Origin of the sequence: Robinsoniella peoriensis (genome assembly GCF_000797495.1) — a bacterium.
Lineage (GTDB): Bacteria > Bacillota > Clostridia > Lachnospirales > Lachnospiraceae > Robinsoniella > Robinsoniella peoriensis.
The window spans coordinates 143,909-162,106 of sequence record NZ_JTGN01000013.1 but is presented as its reverse complement, the minus strand read 5'-3'; the positions used below and the strand labels follow the sequence as shown (position 1 = coordinate 162,106).

Here is an 18,198-nt window from a genome sequence, read left to right as displayed (position 1 = left end):
CCTCCATTTTCATATTTCTATTGATAAAATTCTGGTTTTTCCATATCGGTTTTTATAAGTTCGACGTTACCGGTTTCCTGAGCCTTTACAAGTGCATCTGCGGTAACTGCTGCCAGATACCCATCCCATGCGGTAGGTCCTGTGACAACTCCTTTTTTTGCATTTTCAACCCAGTTCTGCATTTCCGTATCATAGGAATCACGGAAACGAACAAAACAGTCCGTATCAATTGTCGTTGATAATGCAGCATTTCTCCGGATAACAGGATATGCCGGAGCGGGCATCTTCACAACGCCATCTTCACAAACAACCTCACAATTAATGTCATAACCAAATTTACAATTTACAAAGACCTCTACATCAATACAGATGCCCTTTTTTGTCCTAAGAAGCATAATCTGAGGATCTTTTAACTTAGAATGTGAATATTTTGTACAGCCTGGCATAATAACCTGTGCTGACTCATACTCATCATCAATCAGCCAGTGCAATACATCTATCTCATGGATTGCCGTGTCATGCACTGCCATGGGTGTGGTATAATTTGTGCCTACCTCGGGGTTTCTATGGGTGCAATGGAGCATTAATGGCGCACCGTACTCTCCGGAATCCAAAGCTTCCTTCACCTGATTGTAACCCTTGTCGTAACGGCGCATAAAACCTACCTGAACCAGATGTTTTCCGGATTCCAGCTCTGCTTTTACAATCCTGAGACAGTCATCTGCTGTTGTTGCCAGGGGTTTCTCACTAAATACCGGCTTTCCTGCCTTAATTGCCTCTAAAATAGATTCCGCATGTGCAAAACCAGGGGAGGTAATGACAACTGCATCTACTTCAGGATCATGAATCAGCTCCTGACTATTGTGATAAACCTTCGCCTGGCAGATAGCCGCCGCTGCTTTAGCCCCTTCTTCAAATACATCTGAAACTGCTGTAACTTCCGCCCCCTGAATCTTGTCTGTAAGTCTCTTAATATGATCCTTACCCATTCCACCGCATCCAATAACTCCAACTCTTAACATCATTTTTCCACCTTTCTTATTATCATTTTGGTTAACTGATTTACTTCTTACATAAGGTTTTTTTAACTAAACTATCTTTCTGATACGGCTATAATATCATTGCGTGCGCGTGAACACAATTGCTTTTTTATACAATTTGCCAACGGTATTTTTGGAACATTTTGCTATTTGTTAAATGATAAACAAAAAATATGTGCAACATGATTGATGATTGTCTTTATCATCAACACATCTTGCACATATTTTGGTTATTTTTACCAATTTATATAAAACATTATTTTTTCTTTGGTCATATCTTAGTTACTTCATTTTTCATTCTTGATCAACTTTATATATTATATCTATTTTTTATAACAATTTCAGTATAATTATATTCCTTATCCGGCTCAATACCGTCAAAAAGTTTATGAAATAAAATCATTACAGAGTTATTCCCCTGAGCAAAAGGATCCTGCCCCAGCAAAAACTGAATGGTTCTTTTTTTTAAATATTCTTCGTTCTTACCTGTTAAGTCATTGGAAATAACTTTTACCCTGCCTGCCATTCCATAATGTTCGATTACTTTGCATACACCTTCCACACCTGATGCAGTCAGGTATATGCCCGCTAATTCCTCTGTATTATGCAATGCTTCTTCCACTATCTTCTCAGCTGCCCAATCATCGTCATATGCATATTTCATATCCAGAAGTTCCACATCCGGTCTGCAAGCCTTCAGCTCTTCCACGAAACCTTTTGCTCTGTTCTTATGACCCTGATTCGTTGGATGTCCAGATATGACCAGCACTTTACCATGAGTACAGACAATTTCACTCATTAATCCTGCCGCTGCTTTCCCGCTTTGTAAAGTATCCTGCCCTATAAAGCACAGACGTTTAGATCCTGCTATATCAGAATTAAAGGTAACAACAGGAATCTGATAATCCTGCACAAATGTATCTACCGTAGTCTTTAAAAACTCATCTTCACTTGGTACAAGCGCAATCGCATTGCATCCGCTCTCCCTCATTTCTTCCATATAAGCAATTGCAGCGGAAGCATCAATACCCCTGATTTCTTTTATTTCCACCCCGGCCCCCATGCGCTGGACCTCTTCCTTTGCAGATTCAACGCCCTCTTTTACCTGCTGCATAAAAGGGGTATCTATCGACTGTAAAATAACACCAATCCTGATAGAATGCCTGGACATCGCCAATGCTCTGCCTGCTCTGTTAGGCTGATATCCCATTTCTTTGGCAATCCGCTTAATCCGTTCCTCTACTTCCGGATTAATCCGCCCCCGGTTATTCAATGCCCGGTCCACAGTACCTCTCGATACCCCTGCTTTATCAGCTATTTGCTGTAATGTAACCGCCATAATTTCCTCCTATGTTACATTTTCTGTCACTAATTATATGCTTTTTCCATATAAACCGCAACTGCTTTGTTATCTGTTTTCTTCCTCAGGGTGTGGTCCAGACAGCCCTCATATTATCGGGGTTACACATTCTCTATCAGTTTGTCATGTTCTTTTTCCGTGGCCGTAGTAAACAATATTTTTTCCATAAATCCCAGCCTTTTGCCGAAGAACTTTGCAACAAATCCTACAACCAAAGCTGCAACCACAGTTCCTTCCCTAACTCCTTGTATCTCCTGAAATATTACAAAAGAAATAATTCCTGCCATAATTGTCATAGAAGCGTCAAATACCACCTTTGTTGGTCCAAAATCCTTTTTCCACGTAAGCGTAACTGCCTGGACAAAAGCTTCTCCCGGAAGCATCACCACATTTGCCAGTACTTCCAGATATACTCCAAATCCCAAAATTATACATCCGGCAAGCAACATGATAATTTTCATAATGTATGCTCCCGGATTCACCCAATTGATCAAGAGCATGGTGAGATCAATAAAATATCCAAACAAAACAGAAACTGGAATTTGAAGCAAAGATTCTTTTCGAAACCCTCTACGGAGTATTGCTATTTGAAGCAATATAAGAAGCAGGCTGAATGCAATTGTAAATTCCCCCAGAGTCATATCGTATTTCAGACTCAGCGTATAGGGGATGGATGAAATAGGAGAGGTTCCAAGATCCGCCTTTGTAACAAAACTCACCCCCAGGGAACTGACAAATAAGCCTGCCATAAATACTCCATAACGTTTTAATTTCTCCACTTTTTATTCCTTCTTTCCAAAGTATGTCTTAAATTTTTTATATTTAGAAGTGAGATACAGTTTAATACCTGCTCTATTTCTCATCGGAAATATTTTGATTTATTTTCATGAACATTTCCATAAAACCCGTTCTTTCCTCCGCAGAAAATCCTTTAAATACCTCCTCTTCCAGTTCTAAAAAGGCTTTTTGAATTTTTACGATCTCCCTCTTTCCCTTATCTGTTAAAAACACATGAAGTGATCTTCTATTTCCCGGTTGGTTTCTCCGTTGTACCAAGCCTGCTTCCTCCATACGGAGTAAGAGACTGGTAACGGTAGCCGGGTCAATCTGACAAGCTGATGCAATATCCTTTTGTACACTGCCGTCATGATCCTTTAAGTAATCTAATACTTTTGGCTGCCCTGAAGTCAGACCTGTCTCTGCAATTTTTGCAAAAAACTTTCTTTGGAACACTGCCTGGTTTACCATTAATAATACGTGAAAATCCATTGATTGGAGTCTCCTTTTTTATTTGTATTCTAATACTTAGAATTCTAACTATTAACACATAGTATTATATACAGAATTTACCAAGGTGTCAAGTATGATGTTTTCTTGCTTGATCATCTGGCTGTTACAGACAAAAAAACCGCCATTGTTTCAAACAATGGCGGTTAAGCTATCAATTTTAATGATTAGTCCATTACGTATGGCATTAAAGCGATATGACGTGATCTCTTAATTGCAACTGTAAGAGCTCTCTGATGTTTTGCACAGTTTCCTGTGATTCTTCTAGGAAGAATTTTTCCTCTCTCAGATACATATCTTTTTAATTTATTAACATCCTTGTAATCGATTTCGGTATTCTCTTTACCACAGAATACGCAAACTTTTTTTCTTCTACGTCCGCCTCTTCTCTTCATTGGAGAATCGCCGCCTCTATCATTTCTATTATAAGCCATGTTTGTTACCTCCTTTTACAAATTTCGAATTCATATAATGTATGAGATCTGCTTCTCATTTTAGTTTTAATTAAATGGTAATTCCTCATCAATGCCATCCGGGATGTTCATGAATCCGTCTCCTGATGCCGCACTTGGTGTCGGTCTGGATGATGGTGCAGCTGACTGCATGCCCCCTTCGCCGCCAGCCATAGATGCGTTCTTGCTCTCACAGAATTCGTGATCTTCAACAACAATATCCGTAGTGTAGACTTTCTGTCCGTCTTTGTTTGTATAACTTCCTGTCTGAATACGTCCAGTAACAGCAATCTTCATACCCTGACGAAGATACTTTTCTGCAAACTCAGCCTGTCTTCCGAATCCAACACAGCCGATAAAGTCAGCGGTTGCTTCTCCGTCACGTTTGAATCTGCGGTCTACTGCTAATGTGTATCTTGCTACTGCCATGGAATTTTCTCCTGATGAATAACGAACCTCAGGATCTCTGGTTAAACGCCCCATTAAAATGACTTTGTTCATACTTTCTCCTCTTTTCTATCTATGCATCCTGTCTTACGCATAAATATCTGATAACATTTTCCATGATACGGACACGTCTTTCAACTTCCGCTGGGCATGTTGAATCAGATTCGAAATGGATGAAGTAGTAAAATCCTTCTTTCATTTTCTGAATTTCGTAAGCTAATCTTTTCTTACCCCATTCATCAACGTCTGTGATTGTTCCACCAAAACGGGTAATGTATTCTTTTACCTTTTCGATAGTTGCTACTCTTACATCTTCTTCGATTTTTGCGTTGACAACAACGGCTAATTCATATTTGTTCATGCTCTTGGCACCTCCTTATGGTCTCTGGCCCCCTATCTATGTGGGGAGCAAGGAAATTAATAAATAATATATCACAAGTTAAAATCATATCATAAGGCTGGCAATTTTTCAAGTACTTTTTTCCAATTTTCGCGTATATCTGCAGCTCTTACTTATTTTAATAGTTTTTAGACCTTTCCTGTGTTAGAATAAGCCTAGAGCTACAGCGAACAGTTTCTTAAATTGGGGTTTAGCTGAGGAAGACGCTTTGTATATGATAGGTAGTGTACAGAAAGAGAAGGGGGCGGACCAGGACATTGGTTTGGAAGGCTTACCGCAGAACTGGCATTTTCTAACCTTCCCGGAGCACTTTTTGGCGGCACGCGGGCATTCGCTCCGAAATCCTGATGCATTTCGCAGCTCACTGCCCGCTTACAATCCGATGGGAGCCAGTCGAATTGTATCCGCCAAAAAGCACTCCGGGAAGGTAAGTAAATGCTCAGCTCTGCTATACGCCTTCCAAACCAATGTCCTGGTCCGCCCCCTTCTCTTTCCGAGATAGCATTCGTTGATACAAAGCTGGTTTTCTCAGCATGATGGGACCCCGGGGTTGTGGCATGCCGGACGCGATTGGCTGAAAGCAACTGATCTGGAGAACGGAATTTGTTTTTCATTCTGTAACCAGAAAAAGGAGCAAACTTTCATCTTCTTTTACGCAAACAGCCGAACCATACTGCGCAGCATCCAATAAAGAACAGCCCGCCACAGCCCAAGGGTCTCCACTCGGCTGAGAAAACCAGCTTTGTGGCGACAACCTGGATCTCGGAAAGATGGGTGTGGGAAACTGGTATGGGCGGAGGAAGCGTAGAGCAGAGCTGAGTATTTACTTACCTTTTCGAAGTGTTTTTTGGCGGATAGTATTCGACTGGCTCCCATCGGATACTAAGCGGGCAGTGAGCTGCGAAATGCATCAGGATTTCGGAGCGAATGCCCGCGTGCCGCCAAAAAGCGCTTCGGAAAGGTTAGAAAATACCAGTTCTGCGGCCAGCTGACGGAGCCCATGCCAGTTTCCCATGCCCATCTTTCCGTACACTACCTACATCTACAAAGCGTCATTACTCAGCTAAACCCAAATATAAGATGAAATTGTTCGCTGTAGTACTAGAGCTTGTCTGAAAGGAGAAACGGATCATGCTAAAAACTTTAAAAAACTATCATATTATCATCTATCCTGTGATCCTGTACTGGTGCATCTGCTTATTGATGTACCTGAAATTCCCACATACACTATATTTAATGCTGGGCTGGAATGTTTTACTGGCTGCCTTGCCGCTGTTTTTTATTGGAATTTCTATATATTTTTATAACAGGAAAATGAAGTTATGGGCTGCTCTTTTCTCTTTATCCTGGCTGTTATTTTTCCCAAATTCTATCTATATCATTACCGATTTTATCCATATTTCTAATGACAGCCTGGTATGGATAGAAAAAGCAGGAGAACTGTCAGAGAAAGGTAGAACCGTATATAATACGGATATTTTTGCTTGGTTTAAAATGTTTACTATAGGGATTGGTTGTATCTACGGAGTTATTCTTGGATTGGAATCTCTTCGTTTGTTTTTAAATATGACGGCATCATTTACTTCACATTTTATATCCTGGATCTGCATAGCAGCCGTTTCTCTTCTGAGCGGATTCGGTGTCTATCTGGGAAGATTTCTCCGCTTTAACAGCTGGGATATCTTACAGCCCATAAGCCTGATAAAAGGTATTTTGGCTGAAATGGATATCTTTGTTTTACAATTTACCCTTTGCTTTGCAGCCGTGATACTTTTACTATTTTTCTTTTATCTGACTATAGTCCGCCTGATACGATCAGAGTTAAAGATACAACACTCATGAATACAGGTCCGTGTACTTTTTCAGAATGAATTCTTGCTTTTTTAGCCTTTTGGGTCTACAATTTAAATGTAATATATTTTTATGTTGATAGGAGTTGATAACATGAAACAGCTATTTGAACCTCTTAAGATAAATTCTATGGTGTGCAGGAACCGTTTTCTGCGCAGTGCTACTTGGGAGGCTCTATCTGACGACCAAGGACACATCACTAATAAACAAAAGAAAATATATACGGAACTCGCCAAAAATGAAGTTGGGTTAATTTGCACCGGATATGCCCGCATTTTGGAAGAAGAACAGCCAAATGAAAGAATGATGGGGATTTACAATGACAGCTTTATTCCTGAGTATCAGGCTTTAACGAAATCCGTACATAAGTATGGTGCCAAAATTATGATGCAGCTGGCATATGGCGGCACAAAAACCACCTATCAGACAAACAGCCGAAGGATTTTTGCTCCAGGCGATATCGCTGAGAAATCCACCGGTACCGTTGGGATTCCAATGACAAAAGAAGATATTCACTATGTAACAGAGGCATATGTACAAGCCGCTCTGCGGGTTAAGGAAAGCGGTTTTGATGCTGTCCAGATACACGGTGGACACTCTTACCTGTTAAATCAATTCTTAAGCCCTTATTACAATAACCGATCGGATGAATATGGCGGCAGTATTACAAACCGAATACGTATTATACGTGAAATATATACTGGAATCCGTCAGGCAGCCGGAGAAGATTTTCCGATCTTAATTAAAATTACCTGCTCTGATTTCTTTGAAGGCGGACTGACATTTAAAGAAGTTCTTCCAATCTGCAGGGAACTGGAGGACATGGGATTTGATGCCATTGAAGTATCCGGAAATATACATGGGAAAGCGAACAGTATGTCCGGTCAGATCTTCGACGGCTATCCTCTGACAAGAGGCGGATATTTTATAGAATACGCTAAAGTAATTGCAGAAGAAGTTAACATTCCCGTATTGGTAACGGGAGGTGTTTCTCATTTTGACAAAACATTGGACTGGCTCCAGAACAGCCGTATTGCCGGTTTTGGTTTTTGCCGGGCACTGCTTACCGAGCCTAACCTGATAAAACGTTGGAAAGACGGAGATATGACTCCTGCCAGATGTCTGCACTGTTCGAAATGCAGGACCAGGGAAGGAAACTATTGTACTGTGTTTCATAAAGGAAGTTTTTAAGATGTGTTTTTCTGAGGATTTCTATATTAAGATATGCGTTCCAGCTTATGGTAGGAATGTGTCAAATTTATTCAGCGAACTCACTGAATAAATTTGGCTCATTCCTGTTTTTTTGATTTTGAATATCAGATAACTTTGTATTTCATTTTCAACTTTACATTTTCTTCTGAAGTCCCTTAGTATTCTTCTCAACCAGCTTCCTGGCAATCATGATCTGATGTCCGCACCCCATGCATTTCAGGCGAAAATCAGCGCCTACCCTAAGGATTTCCCAATCATTGCTGCCACATGGATGCTGCTTTTTTAATTTTACGATATCGCCAACTTCATAAACCATATTTTTGCCTCCTTATATCGCTGCAAATATTTCCCCGATGCTTCCCTGCACAAGTAAGTCCGCATTATGATCCATTGGAGTTGTTGTTTTATTCACTAAAACCAGTTTATTCCCTCTGTAATAATCAATCAGACCTGCTGCGGGATACACTGCCAGAGACGTACCGCCTACAATGAGCACATCCGCCTTGGCAATATAGGATATTGCCCTGGACATTATCTGCTCATCCAGTCCCTCTTCGTACAACACCACATCCGGTTTTATAATACCGCCGCATTCACAGGATGGTATCCCTTTAAATTCCAGCATATACCCGGCATCATAAGGTTTTTTGCATTTCATACAGTAATTCCTATGGACACTGCCATGCAGCTCCAGAACTTCTTTGCTTCCGGCTTTCTGATGCAGACCATCAATGTTCTGGGTTATGACTGCCTTTAGCTTTCCTTCTTCTTCCCACTGTGCCAGTTTCCGGTGGGCAGTGTTAGGCTTCGCATCCAGACAAAGCATCTTATTCTGGTAAAAACGATAGAACTCTTTTGGATCCCTCATAAAGAAGGTATGGCTTAATATCGTTTCCGGCGGATAGTCATATTGCTGATTATACAGGCCGTCTACACTTCTAAAATCCGGAATCCCACTTTCTGTAGAGACTCCCGCTCCTCCGAAAAACACAACATTCCGGCTTTCTGCAATCATTTGTTTTAATTGCTCTGTTTTATCCATTTCCATTCCTCCTTCACTTATTGTTTCCATATCTTTGAATAACGATAACTTTGATTGTTAAAATTATTTCACTTTAATAGAATCCACAAGTACCCCTTGCACCACAAACCTGGTTGCTTCATTTCCGGTACAGGTTGAAAGAGTTACTATATGGTCTTTTGCTGTAACCTTTGCTGTGCTTTTCACTACGGAATGCTCCACAGCTTCATCCAGATAATCCTGGAAATCTTTATCTTTAGCAAAAGATATCTGATAGGTATTGCTCACTGCTCCTACTTCATGGCAGGAAAAGATCTCATATTTATAATTCATCTTTGGCGTATAAATCCAGAAATAATGGCTTTTTTCAAACACTTCTTCTTCACGAAACTGCTTCAGCGTTCCAAACATGGATCCATTTTTCATATTGTGCCCATAGATAATCGTATTTTGATCCTTAAGGTTTGGATTATTCAGATAATCCATGAAAATAGAGCCGGCAAAATTATCTTCCTTCTTAAATGTCCGGTGCAGATAGTAGTCATTATCTGTTCCACGTACCATTGGATAGCTGATATCAAGTGCTTCTACATTTAACCAGCCGATTACATCTTTATTAATCGCTTTTAGACCGGCGAAATCAACGGGACTTTCCATATAACGTTCTGTTTCACCCTGCTCATTGGTTTCAACCCTGACATCTGATCCTTCAGACTCACTGCCAGTACTACCGGATATATTGGCAAACCCTTCCAGGGAAGAATACTCATCAGTTCCTGCTTTATACTCAAGGTATATTGTCAAAAGACGAAAGCCGGAATATACAAATACTCCAATTGCGATCAGCAGTGCAATAATACGGAACACATCTCCCGCTGTCCGTTTTCTCTTTTTCGGTCTTCTATCTCTGTTTTCTGTCATATATTTTTTGTTCCTGCCTTCCCGCGCACACGGCGTCTCTTTGCCATTCGATCACGGTAAACCGGCAGATGCACAATAAACGTTGTATAATGCGCATCACTGAATGCCTCTATGGTGCCGCCATGCAATTCTACAATTTCCTTTGCAATGGACAGCCCAAGCCCCGCTCCGCCTGTCTGGCTGGAACGTGCATTGTCTACCCGGTAAAATTTTTCAAAGATGGACTTTAACTTCTGAGGCGGAATCTGGGGACCCTGATTCCGAAAGTTAATGATAATGTTTTCATTCTGGAGAAATGCTTCTATATTAATATCCGTACGGGGATAACTATATGCGATAGCATTTCTTAAAAGATTATCAAATACTCTTGCCAGTTTGTCCGGATCCCCGTCCACTACCAGCTCTTCATCCGTCCTGATAGAACAAGTTAAATCCTTATCCGCTAATACGCCATAACTTTCATCTGCAAGCTGCTCTAACATCATAGACAAATTCAATTTTTCCTTCTCCAGGACTATGTCCTGCAGGTTAAAGCGTGTAATTTCAAAAAACTCGCTGATTAATTCACCCAGCCTTGTAGCCTTTTCAAGTGTGATATGCGTATATTTTAAACGCTCCTCTTCCGGCATGTTCGGCTGTTCATCCAGCATTGTTAAATATGCAATAATGGAGGTCAGCGGCGTTTTCAGATCATGGGCAAGATATACCACAAGGTCGTTCTTACGCTGTTCACTTTCAATTGCCGCATACTCTCTTTTTTTCAAAGTCATTTTCAAAGTGTTAAGTTTCTCCGAAATCGGGCCCAGTTCCGGAACCAGATTAATCGGCGCATCTTCATCAGTCAGAATCATATCGATTTCCCTGCCGATATCATCCATATAACCGGTAAGTTTAGAAACCGCCATATAGAAGAACACAAGAAATAAAATGATAAAGCCCGTAGTCAGAAAAATTTCTTTATTATCCATAAAGATTTTCCCATACATTTCATTGGCTGTATCATAATCCATATTGAATTTCATCATGAAGCTGATAAACAGGCTGGCAAAGCTGCTTTGAAATACCCCGTCTATCAGGAATTTCACAATCACAATTCCAACCACTAAAGCCAGGGCAGCAACCAGGACTGCCCTCAGCAATATTGTTCTCTTTAGTTTGCCATAATTATTTTTCAACTTTATAACCAACTCCCCAAACGGTTTTTATAAATTCCGTCTTGCCGGTAGGTCCGCTCATTTTCTCACGCAAATGACGAATATGAACCATTACGGTATTGTTACTGTTCTTGTAATACTTTTCTTTCCAGACCTGCTCAAAAAGCTGTTCCGAACTAATTACCTGTCCTCTGTTTTCGCATAAAATCCAAAGAATATCAAATTCGATCGGCGTGAGTGTCAGCTCCCGTTCATTATAAGTACATTCATGGGTGCTTCTGTTAAGCACTAATCCAGCAAAATCAATAATGTCTTCCTGGGACTTGCTTCCCTCATTATACTTGGTAAACCGGCGAAGCTGCGCTTTTACTCTTGCAATTAACTCCAGCGGATTAAACGGCTTTGCAATATAATCATCTGCACCTAACGTAAGCCCGTTGATTTTATCCATATATTCCGTCTTGGCTGTCAGCATGATAACCGGAAACGTATGCTCTTCCCTTATTCTCTGCAAAATTGTAAATCCATCTATATCCGGAAGCATGACATCTAAAAGTGCCATATCCAGCTTTTCATTTTTAATACATTCCAGCGCATCAGTCCCATTATAACATTTTACAACATCATAATTTTCATTTTTCAGATATAGCTCCACTACATCTGCAATCTCCCTTTCGTCATCGACGATTAATATCTTACTCCCCATCTATATTCCTCCTATAAGTCGCAGTTACCTACTGTTCTTGGGAACGGAACTACGTCACGGATATTTGACATTCCAGTCAGGTACATTACGCAGCGTTCAAATCCAAGTCCGAATCCTGCATGTCTTGTAGAACCGTATTTACGAAGATCCATATAGAACCCGTAATCTTCCTCTTTTAATCCCAGTTCATTCATGCGGTTCAGCAGTTTATCATAGTCATCTTCCCTCTGGCTTCCACCGATAATTTCACCGATTCCAGGCACCAGACAGTCCATCGCGGCAACTGTTTTGCCGTCTTCGTTTAATTTCATATAGAATGCTTTGATCTCTTTTGGATAATCCGTTACAAATACCGGACGCTTATAGATCTCTTCCGTCAGATAGCGTTCATGTTCTGTCTGAAGGTCACATCCCCAGAATACTTTATAATCAAATTTGTCATTATTCTTTTCCAGAATCTCAACTGCTTCCGTATAAGTAACATGAGCAAAATCAGAAGCCGCCACGCTTTTTAAACGTTCTAACAGACCCTTGTCCACAAATGAATTAAAGAATTCCATTTCTTCCGGTGCATGTTCCAGTACATAATTAATCACATATTTTAACATGGACTCTGCAAGCATCATATTATCCTGCAGATCTGCAAATGCGATTTCAGGCTCTATCATCCAGAACTCTGCTGCATGTCTGGTCGTATTGGAGTTTTCTGCCCGGAAAGTCGGACCAAATGTATAAATGTTACGGAATGCCTGCGCATAAGTCTCACCGTTAAGCTGTCCGCTGACTGTCAGACTTGTCTCTTTTCCGAAGAAATCCTGGCTGTAATCGATTGCTCCATCTTCTGTTTTCGGAATATTATCCAGATCCAGCGTGGTAACACGGAACATTTCACCCGCGCCTTCACAGTCACTTCCGGTAATCAGTGGTGTATGAACATATACAAAATCTCTCTCCTGGAAAAACTGATGGATTGCATATGCGATCATGGAACGCACGCGGAACACTGCCTGAAATGCATTTGTTCTGGGTCTTAAATGAGAAATGGTCCTCAAATACTCAAAACTGTGTCTCTTCTTTTGAAGAGGATAATCCGGTGTGGAGTTTCCTTCCACTTCAATCTCGGCTGCCTGGATTTCAAACGGCTGTTTTGCCTGAGGTGTGGCAACCAAAGTTCCTTTTACAATAATGGCTGCTCCCACATTTAATTTGGAGATTTCCTGAAAGTTATCCATTTTATCATGATATACAATCTGAAGTGTCTCAAAGAAAGTTCCGTCATGCAGAACGATAAAACCAAATGTCTTTGAATCACGAATGCTTCTGATCCAGCCGCCAACGCGGATTTCCTGATCTAAATATTTTTCTCTTTCTTTATAAATCTCTCTAACTGTTACCAATTCCATTGTTCGAACTCCTTTGTTCTTTATTCTTTCTCACTATTTTTCTAGTATAGCCTATTCCTGGCTGGTGTGCAAGCCACTAACACTATTTTTCTCTCACATTTCCTTCTCTATCCATTCAATCTCTTTTTGCGGTATTCCCTGGGAGGCACCTTCTCGTATTTGCGGAAAAACCTGGAAAAGTAAAACGGATCACAAAACTGAAGCTCATTGGCAATCTCCTGAAGCTGAAGATCTGTTGTAAGCAAAAGGTGTTTTGCTTTCTTTAAAAGCATTACTTCCAGATATTCTTTAATTCCAATTCCGGTATCCCGCTTAAAATTCCGGGACAGTGAATAATAAGACACATGCATATCTTTCGCCATATTTTCTATTTTAAGCTGAGCCGAAAGATTCTTTTCTATATAATACAGACTTTCCTTCTGTCTGTAGTATCCGCTTAAATCCATCTGTGCTATACCGTCTTCCTTCATTTTTATATAGAAGTGTCCAAGAATTTCATTTAATGCCCCTTTAAAAAACATTTGGTCACCCAGCGTCCCGCCCTCCAGGAGATCTATTAGTCTTTTTGTTTTCTCTGTATCATATGGCATGGACATTGCCCTGCCCAGACTCTGAAACACATCAATTCCCGGAAGCCGCTGCAATTCAAAATGAAAATATAACTTTATAAACGCACTCATTCCTATGTAATTATACTTTGTCCCTGCCGGAATCAAATATACATTTCCAGGGATTAAATTATGGTGATATTCCCCATTTTCAATACATCCTTCTCCTTTTATTACAAAATACAGACGGTTAAAAGGAGATACTACCTCTTTGTGATTCCAGTCTGTATCCCCGTACAGAAGTCCGTGTTCAATTATTTTTATCTGCAGACCGTTGAAATCTTCATCTATCATACGAAACTTTTTATCTTCCATAACAAAAATATCCATCTTTCTTCCTGTTATCTTCATGTACATTCCAGATACCTTTTTATATAATGATCATAACATATAATCTTAGAAATAGAAAGGAAACTGCCATATGTCACTGCAAAATGGTTTAAGCGCACTCAATTTGGAAATGCCTGACAGGATTCCCCGCACGGAGTATTCCGCACATTTCCACTGGGACCTGGTACAAAAAGTTACAGGTATTCCGGTTTCTTCAAAGAGCACCGCAGAAGAACAGACAAACGCATCCCGTGAATTTATAAAAGCATGGGATTATGGTCTCTTCTGGAATATTCTCCCCTTTGGCTCAATTTTTGGAGAAAAGAAAACGAAAATGGGGCATGCCTCTTATCAGGCTGATGCCGTAGATTACTCTAATGAAGTAAAAAGTTTTATAGAAGAACCCGAAGATGTATTTGATTTTGATTTTGATCAGGTCTATGGCAGAAGAAACAGCCAGGATCTGATTCAGGGTTTTCAGTCTGATTATGATAAAATGTGCCTGGAACACCCCGATACGGTAAATATGACCGGTATGTATACGACCTGTATGTCCGGGATCATCGAAATACTGGGCTGGGATATGCTGCTGCTGGCTGCAGGTATAGACTCCAGAGAATTTGGAGAATTTATAAACCGGTATGTAACCTGGAACCTGCAGTACTTTGAGGCACTTGCGAAATGTAAGTCGGACGTAATCATGGTTCACGATGATATCGTCTGGGGTTCGGGTGCCTTCTTATCTCCGGATTTTTACCGCACCTATATTTTCCCAAATCACAAAAGACTGCTGGCTCCTTTATTGGAAAGCGGCAAAAAAGTCCTTTTTACCTCGGATGGAAACTTTACACAGTTTATTGATGACATTGCAGACCTTGGAATCCATGGGTTTGTGATGGAGCCCTGTACCGATATGTCCTATATCTGTGAAAAGTACGGAAAAAGCCATGTAATCATTGGTAATGCGGATACCCGCGCACTATTATATAAGGATAGGGAATACATCGAAAATGAAGTAAAACGCTGCATCGGTCTGGGACGCGGCTGTCCGGGCTATTTTCTTGCAGTAGGCAACCATATACCGCCAAATACACCTGTAGAAGCCTGTCTGTGGTATCAGGAATTCTACGAAAAGTATAGTAAACGATAAACAGATGCGCCTGCCGAATCTTTCCTTGCGAAGGAACGGACGTTCTTGTATAATATGATATAGATAACCTGTCTAAATTATATTTTATTTGAAAGGCCGTGAGCATATGAAGCGCATTATCTTCCATATAGACGTTAATTCCGCATACTTAAGCTGGACTTCTGTGGAAAATTTAAAGAATCCGCAAGGGATTGACCTTCGTTTAATTCCTTCGATTATCGGAGGCGACCGTTCAAGCCGGCATGGGGTTGTACTTGCAAAATCAATCTCAGCCAAAGCATATCATATACACACAGGTGAGCCCATTGCTGCTGCATTAAAAAAATGCCCGGATTTATTAATCTATCCCCCAAACCACAACCTTTACTCTGAATACAGCCACCGCCTTATGGATTTTCTAAAGGGGATTACTCCGGATGTGGAACAGGTGAGCGTGGATGAATGTTATATGGAGTTTTCCGGGATTTCCCATCTGTATGATTCCCCGGTAAGTGCAGCCACACAGATCAAAAACAACATTTATGATAAATTCGGCTTCACTGTTAACATTGGAATATCATCAAATAAACTGCTGGCTAAGATGGCTTCTGACTTCGAAAAGCCCGGGAAGGTTCATACCCTGTTTCCCTCTGAAATCCAGACCAAGATGTGGCCTCTGCCTGCTGCGGAACTGTATATGGCCGGGAAAGCATCCGTAGCAACACTGAATAAACTTGGTATTTACACAATTGGGGATCTGGCGGTAACAGATCCGGCACTGCTCACGCCTCATTTAAAAAGTCATGGAAAGATGCTCTGGGAATACGCAAACGGCATAGACAGCACCCCTCTGGTCTCTACTCCCGAAAAAGCTAAGGGAATCGGGAATTCCACTACTCTGTCCATGGATGTAACCTCCGCCAAAGATGCAAAAGCTGTTCTGCTGAAACTGGCTGCAAGTGTATCCGGCCGTCTTAGAAAAGCCGGGCAGCTTGCGGGAAATGTCTGCGTGGAAATAAAATACAGTACCTTTAGCGTATCATCCCACCAGATGCAGCTACTGTCTCCATCCAATACGGAAAAAGCAGTCTACCGTGCCTCCTGCCAGCTATTTGATGCGTTATGGGATCAAACGCCCATACGCCTTCTTGGAATCCGCTGCTCAAAACTTGTATCTGACGATACGCCGGTTCAGCTAAGCCTCTTTGATTTACCAGCCTCTGATAACGCAAAACAGAAAAAGCTGGATCAGGCATTGGATTCCATCCGGCTGAAGTTTGGTAATACTGCCATCACCCGTGCAAGTATGCTGCCGCCTAAGGATGACCCGGAGGATGTCTGATAATGGAGATGTCTGATAACGGAGATGTCTGATAACGGAGATGTCTGTAAGCTGAGGCGTAAAATATCTAATGCATTTTACTTAAATCTTATCAAAAATAAATCATGGAGAAGCCGCTCTTTTTATGGCTCCCCCATGATTTTTAGGTTATTCCTATTTTCGATAACCTCTTGCAAAATCCATATATTTTTATGTTATAATACCACAACTTCCCCGTCATGTTTTCTGGAATACTCTGCTGCAAAAGCCATAACATGCCCCTGCAGCGATAATTCCGCACCAAATCTCCTGCTTTCTTTATCCGGATTTAACAGTGCCTGGGTAAAATTACGCATAATACATTCATCCCCACCGGAATGTAACGTCCTGGGTGTATGTATTTTTATGGTTGTCTCATTTCCTGTGGCAAAGTCCCTGACCACATACTGGTCTTCATCAATGCTTCCCTCCAGTTCCCCTTTCGTTCCCATAATCTTTGTCTGGCGTTTGATATCCATCGTAAATGCCGATGCCTGCCAGGACACTGTCACCCCGTCTTCATAGACCATGCTCACCACCTGATGGTCTGCCGCATCATTATCACATTGATAGACGCATCTGCTGTATGGCGACTCTTTTAAATGGGCAAGAAAGGCTTCCCTGTCATCTGTCCGCATTACAATATCCCTGAAGTTCTGCCTCATTTCCCGGTCATCCAGATAATTGTAGGCAGAGTACAGACAGGTCTTATTGTGGGGACATCCATCCATACAGTTTTTTGTAGCATGTTCCGGCATATTTGCCCTGGTGAAATAAGACAAGGAACCAAACGATGAGATTCGTTCACATTTTTTTCCTCCCAGCAGGAAATTAAAGATATCCGTATCATGGGAGCATTTTGCCACGATCATTGGCGTTGTTTCTTCTGTATTACGCCAGTTTCCCCTGACATAGCTGTGGGCAAAATGCCAGTACCCGATATTTTCAATGTGATGTATAGACTTTACTTCTCCAATCACACCGCTGTCCAGCGTCTCTTTTACTGACTGGAAGAATGGTGTATGCCGCAGTACATGGCATACCATCAGCAATACGCCCTTTTCTTTTGCTGCCTCCACGATTGCCTTTGTTTTTTCAGCTGTTTCCGCCATGGGTTTTTCCAGCAGCACATTTAATCCTGCCTGTATCGCAGCCATCGCAGGCTCATAGTGCTGTCTGTCCTGGGTTGCAATAATAACGCCATCCAGTTCATATCCTTTCCCAATCATGTCCTTCCAGTCTTCGTATCTGTCCTCATCCGCAATGCGGTGCATCTTCCCAAATGTATTGCGCCTGTCTGCCAACGGTTCTGCCACACAGACAAACTTTACCTCTGAGGGGAACTTAAGCGCATAGGGCGCATAACAGTTCGCCCCTCTTTCCCCGGCACCAATTAATCCTAACTTTATCTGTTTCATAAAAGCTTCATTCCTCTCCGGCATACCGCCCTGTCTATTTGTACTTTTTATTCGCAAATAATTATTTTGCACCATTGTGATACATAAGCCTTTTTTTCT

The 18,198-nt window shown here is 41.2% G+C and carries 20 protein-coding genes; 4 read left to right on the top strand and 16 right to left on the bottom strand.

What is annotated here, in order from left to right; genetic code table 11:
- Positions 1 to 17: 17 nt before the first annotated feature.
- From QR40_RS23300 to QR40_RS32700, 8 genes are all read right to left on the bottom strand, one after another.
- Entirely contained in the window at positions 18 to 1,025 is a 1,008-nt protein-coding gene (locus QR40_RS23300; protein WP_200889767.1) for a Gfo/Idh/MocA family protein, read from the bottom strand.
- Positions 1,026 to 1,350: 325 nt separating this feature from the next.
- Positions 1,351 to 2,379 carry a LacI family DNA-binding transcriptional regulator gene (locus tag QR40_RS23295; protein ID WP_044296957.1) on the bottom strand — a complete coding sequence of 343 codons (1,029 nt, stop codon included), beginning with the start codon at positions 2,377 to 2,379 and terminating at the stop codon, positions 1,351 to 1,353.
- Between the two features lie 122 nt (positions 2,380 to 2,501).
- Positions 2,502 to 3,179: a YczE/YyaS/YitT family protein gene (locus QR40_RS23290; protein WP_044296956.1), complete on the bottom strand. Its 678-nt coding sequence runs from the start codon at positions 3,177 to 3,179 to the stop codon at positions 2,502 to 2,504.
- Positions 3,180 to 3,252: 73 nt separating this feature from the next.
- Positions 3,253 to 3,669 carry a MarR family winged helix-turn-helix transcriptional regulator gene (locus tag QR40_RS23285; protein ID WP_044296955.1) on the bottom strand — a complete coding sequence of 139 codons (417 nt, stop codon included), beginning with the start codon at positions 3,667 to 3,669 and terminating at the stop codon, positions 3,253 to 3,255.
- Between the two features lie 185 nt (positions 3,670 to 3,854).
- Positions 3,855 to 4,121, bottom strand: coding sequence for a 30S ribosomal protein S18 (gene rpsR, locus QR40_RS23280; protein ID WP_027295275.1), 267 nt, complete (start codon positions 4,119 to 4,121; stop codon positions 3,855 to 3,857).
- 66 nt (positions 4,122 to 4,187) lie between these two features.
- Positions 4,188 to 4,640, bottom strand: coding sequence for a single-stranded DNA-binding protein (locus QR40_RS23275; RefSeq protein ID WP_027295276.1), 453 nt, complete (start codon positions 4,638 to 4,640; stop codon positions 4,188 to 4,190).
- A gap of 19 nt (positions 4,641 to 4,659) precedes the next feature.
- Positions 4,660 to 4,947 carry a 30S ribosomal protein S6 gene (gene rpsF / locus QR40_RS23270; RefSeq protein ID WP_044296953.1) on the bottom strand — a complete coding sequence of 96 codons (288 nt, stop codon included), beginning with the start codon at positions 4,945 to 4,947 and terminating at the stop codon, positions 4,660 to 4,662.
- Positions 4,948 to 5,896: 949 nt separating this feature from the next.
- On the bottom strand, positions 5,897 to 6,019 hold the full coding sequence (locus tag QR40_RS32700; RefSeq protein WP_276325460.1) for a hypothetical protein: 123 nt from the start codon (positions 6,017 to 6,019) through the stop codon (positions 5,897 to 5,899).
- Between the two features lie 98 nt (positions 6,020 to 6,117).
- Here QR40_RS32700 and QR40_RS23260 point away from each other — a divergent pair, with 98 nt between their 5' ends.
- Both QR40_RS23260 and QR40_RS23255 read left to right on the top strand, forming a co-directional pair.
- On the top strand, positions 6,118 to 6,828 hold the full coding sequence (locus QR40_RS23260) for a DUF1361 domain-containing protein (protein WP_027295278.1): 711 nt from the start codon (positions 6,118 to 6,120) through the stop codon (positions 6,826 to 6,828).
- Positions 6,829 to 6,930: 102 nt separating this feature from the next.
- Positions 6,931 to 8,028: an NADH:flavin oxidoreductase gene (locus QR40_RS23255; RefSeq protein WP_044296951.1), complete on the top strand. Its 1,098-nt coding sequence runs from the start codon at positions 6,931 to 6,933 to the stop codon at positions 8,026 to 8,028.
- A gap of 154 nt (positions 8,029 to 8,182) precedes the next feature.
- Here the strand turns inward: QR40_RS23255 and QR40_RS23250 are convergent, their stop codons facing one another.
- From QR40_RS23250 to QR40_RS23220, 7 genes are all read right to left on the bottom strand, one after another.
- Positions 8,183 to 8,365, bottom strand: a complete 183-nt coding sequence (locus QR40_RS23250; protein ID WP_027295280.1) for a DUF951 domain-containing protein — start codon at positions 8,363 to 8,365, stop codon at positions 8,183 to 8,185.
- A gap of 12 nt (positions 8,366 to 8,377) precedes the next feature.
- On the bottom strand, positions 8,378 to 9,091 hold the full coding sequence (locus QR40_RS23245) for an NAD-dependent protein deacylase (protein ID WP_044296950.1): 714 nt from the start codon (positions 9,089 to 9,091) through the stop codon (positions 8,378 to 8,380).
- A gap of 63 nt (positions 9,092 to 9,154) precedes the next feature.
- Positions 9,155 to 9,991 carry a class B sortase gene (gene srtB, locus QR40_RS23240; RefSeq protein WP_052431024.1) on the bottom strand — a complete coding sequence of 279 codons (837 nt, stop codon included), beginning with the start codon at positions 9,989 to 9,991 and terminating at the stop codon, positions 9,155 to 9,157.
- Positions 9,988 to 11,166: a sensor histidine kinase gene (locus QR40_RS23235; protein WP_044289560.1), complete on the bottom strand. Its 1,179-nt coding sequence runs from the start codon at positions 11,164 to 11,166 to the stop codon at positions 9,988 to 9,990. Before QR40_RS23235 ends, srtB begins: the two co-directional genes overlap by 4 nt.
- Positions 11,156 to 11,851 carry a VanR-ABDEGLN family response regulator transcription factor gene (gene vanR / locus QR40_RS23230; protein ID WP_027295283.1) on the bottom strand — a complete coding sequence of 232 codons (696 nt, stop codon included), beginning with the start codon at positions 11,849 to 11,851 and terminating at the stop codon, positions 11,156 to 11,158. The genes QR40_RS23235 and vanR overlap by 11 nt, the downstream gene beginning before the upstream one ends.
- A gap of 11 nt (positions 11,852 to 11,862) precedes the next feature.
- Complete coding sequence (gene asnS, locus QR40_RS23225) at positions 11,863 to 13,254, bottom strand: asparagine--tRNA ligase (protein ID WP_044296949.1); 1,392 nt, start codon at positions 13,252 to 13,254, stop codon at positions 11,863 to 11,865.
- 107 nt (positions 13,255 to 13,361) lie between these two features.
- On the bottom strand, positions 13,362 to 14,219 hold the full coding sequence (locus tag QR40_RS23220) for an AraC family transcriptional regulator (RefSeq protein WP_044296948.1): 858 nt from the start codon (positions 14,217 to 14,219) through the stop codon (positions 13,362 to 13,364).
- 64 nt (positions 14,220 to 14,283) lie between these two features.
- On the opposite strand from QR40_RS23220, the gene QR40_RS23215 reads away from it, so the two are divergent.
- Positions 14,284 to 15,342, top strand: coding sequence for a uroporphyrinogen decarboxylase family protein (locus tag QR40_RS23215; RefSeq protein WP_044296946.1), 1,059 nt, complete (start codon positions 14,284 to 14,286; stop codon positions 15,340 to 15,342).
- 106 nt (positions 15,343 to 15,448) lie between these two features.
- Positions 15,449 to 16,663, top strand: a complete 1,215-nt coding sequence (locus QR40_RS23210) for a DNA polymerase Y family protein (protein WP_044296945.1) — start codon at positions 15,449 to 15,451, stop codon at positions 16,661 to 16,663.
- Positions 16,664 to 16,857: 194 nt separating this feature from the next.
- Here the strand turns inward: QR40_RS23210 and QR40_RS23205 are convergent, their stop codons facing one another.
- A complete protein-coding gene (locus tag QR40_RS23205) occupies positions 16,858 to 18,099 on the bottom strand; it encodes a Gfo/Idh/MocA family protein (protein ID WP_044297009.1) in 1,242 nt (413 codons plus the stop codon).
- Positions 18,100 to 18,198 lie beyond the last annotated feature (99 nt).

Bases quoted from the DNA above. Each gene is read 5' to 3' on its own strand.
- QR40_RS23300 (WP_200889767.1), bottom strand. From the start codon at position 1,025: ATGATGTTAAGAGTTGGAGTTATTGGATGCGGTGGAATGGGTAAGGAT.
- QR40_RS23295 (WP_044296957.1), bottom strand. From the start codon at position 2,379: ATGGCGGTTACATTACAGCAAATAGCTGATAAAGCAGGGGTATCGAGA.
- QR40_RS23285 (WP_044296955.1), bottom strand. From the start codon at position 3,669: ATGGATTTTCACGTATTATTAATGGTAAACCAGGCAGTGTTCCAAAGA.
- rpsR (WP_027295275.1), bottom strand. From the start codon at position 4,121: ATGGCTTATAATAGAAATGATAGAGGCGGCGATTCTCCAATGAAGAGA.
- QR40_RS23275 (WP_027295276.1), bottom strand. From the start codon at position 4,640: ATGAACAAAGTCATTTTAATGGGGCGTTTAACCAGAGATCCTGAGGTT.
- rpsF (WP_044296953.1), bottom strand. From the start codon at position 4,947: ATGAACAAATATGAATTAGCCGTTGTTGTCAACGCAAAAATCGAAGAA.
- QR40_RS23260 (WP_027295278.1), top strand. From the start codon at position 6,118: ATGCTAAAAACTTTAAAAAACTATCATATTATCATCTATCCTGTGATC.
- QR40_RS23255 (WP_044296951.1), top strand. From the start codon at position 6,931: ATGAAACAGCTATTTGAACCTCTTAAGATAAATTCTATGGTGTGCAGG.
- QR40_RS23250 (WP_027295280.1), bottom strand. From the start codon at position 8,365: ATGGTTTATGAAGTTGGCGATATCGTAAAATTAAAAAAGCAGCATCCA.
- QR40_RS23245 (WP_044296950.1), bottom strand. From the start codon at position 9,091: ATGGATAAAACAGAGCAATTAAAACAAATGATTGCAGAAAGCCGGAAT.
- srtB (WP_052431024.1), bottom strand. From the start codon at position 9,991: ATGACAGAAAACAGAGATAGAAGACCGAAAAAGAGAAAACGGACAGCG.
- vanR (WP_027295283.1), bottom strand. From the start codon at position 11,851: ATGGGGAGTAAGATATTAATCGTCGATGACGAAAGGGAGATTGCAGAT.
- asnS (WP_044296949.1), bottom strand. From the start codon at position 13,254: ATGGAATTGGTAACAGTTAGAGAGATTTATAAAGAAAGAGAAAAATAT.
- QR40_RS23220 (WP_044296948.1), bottom strand. From the start codon at position 14,219: ATGTACATGAAGATAACAGGAAGAAAGATGGATATTTTTGTTATGGAA.
- QR40_RS23215 (WP_044296946.1), top strand. From the start codon at position 14,284: ATGTCACTGCAAAATGGTTTAAGCGCACTCAATTTGGAAATGCCTGAC.
- QR40_RS23210 (WP_044296945.1), top strand. From the start codon at position 15,449: ATGAAGCGCATTATCTTCCATATAGACGTTAATTCCGCATACTTAAGC.
- QR40_RS23205 (WP_044297009.1), bottom strand. From the start codon at position 18,099: ATGAAACAGATAAAGTTAGGATTAATTGGTGCCGGGGAAAGAGGGGCG.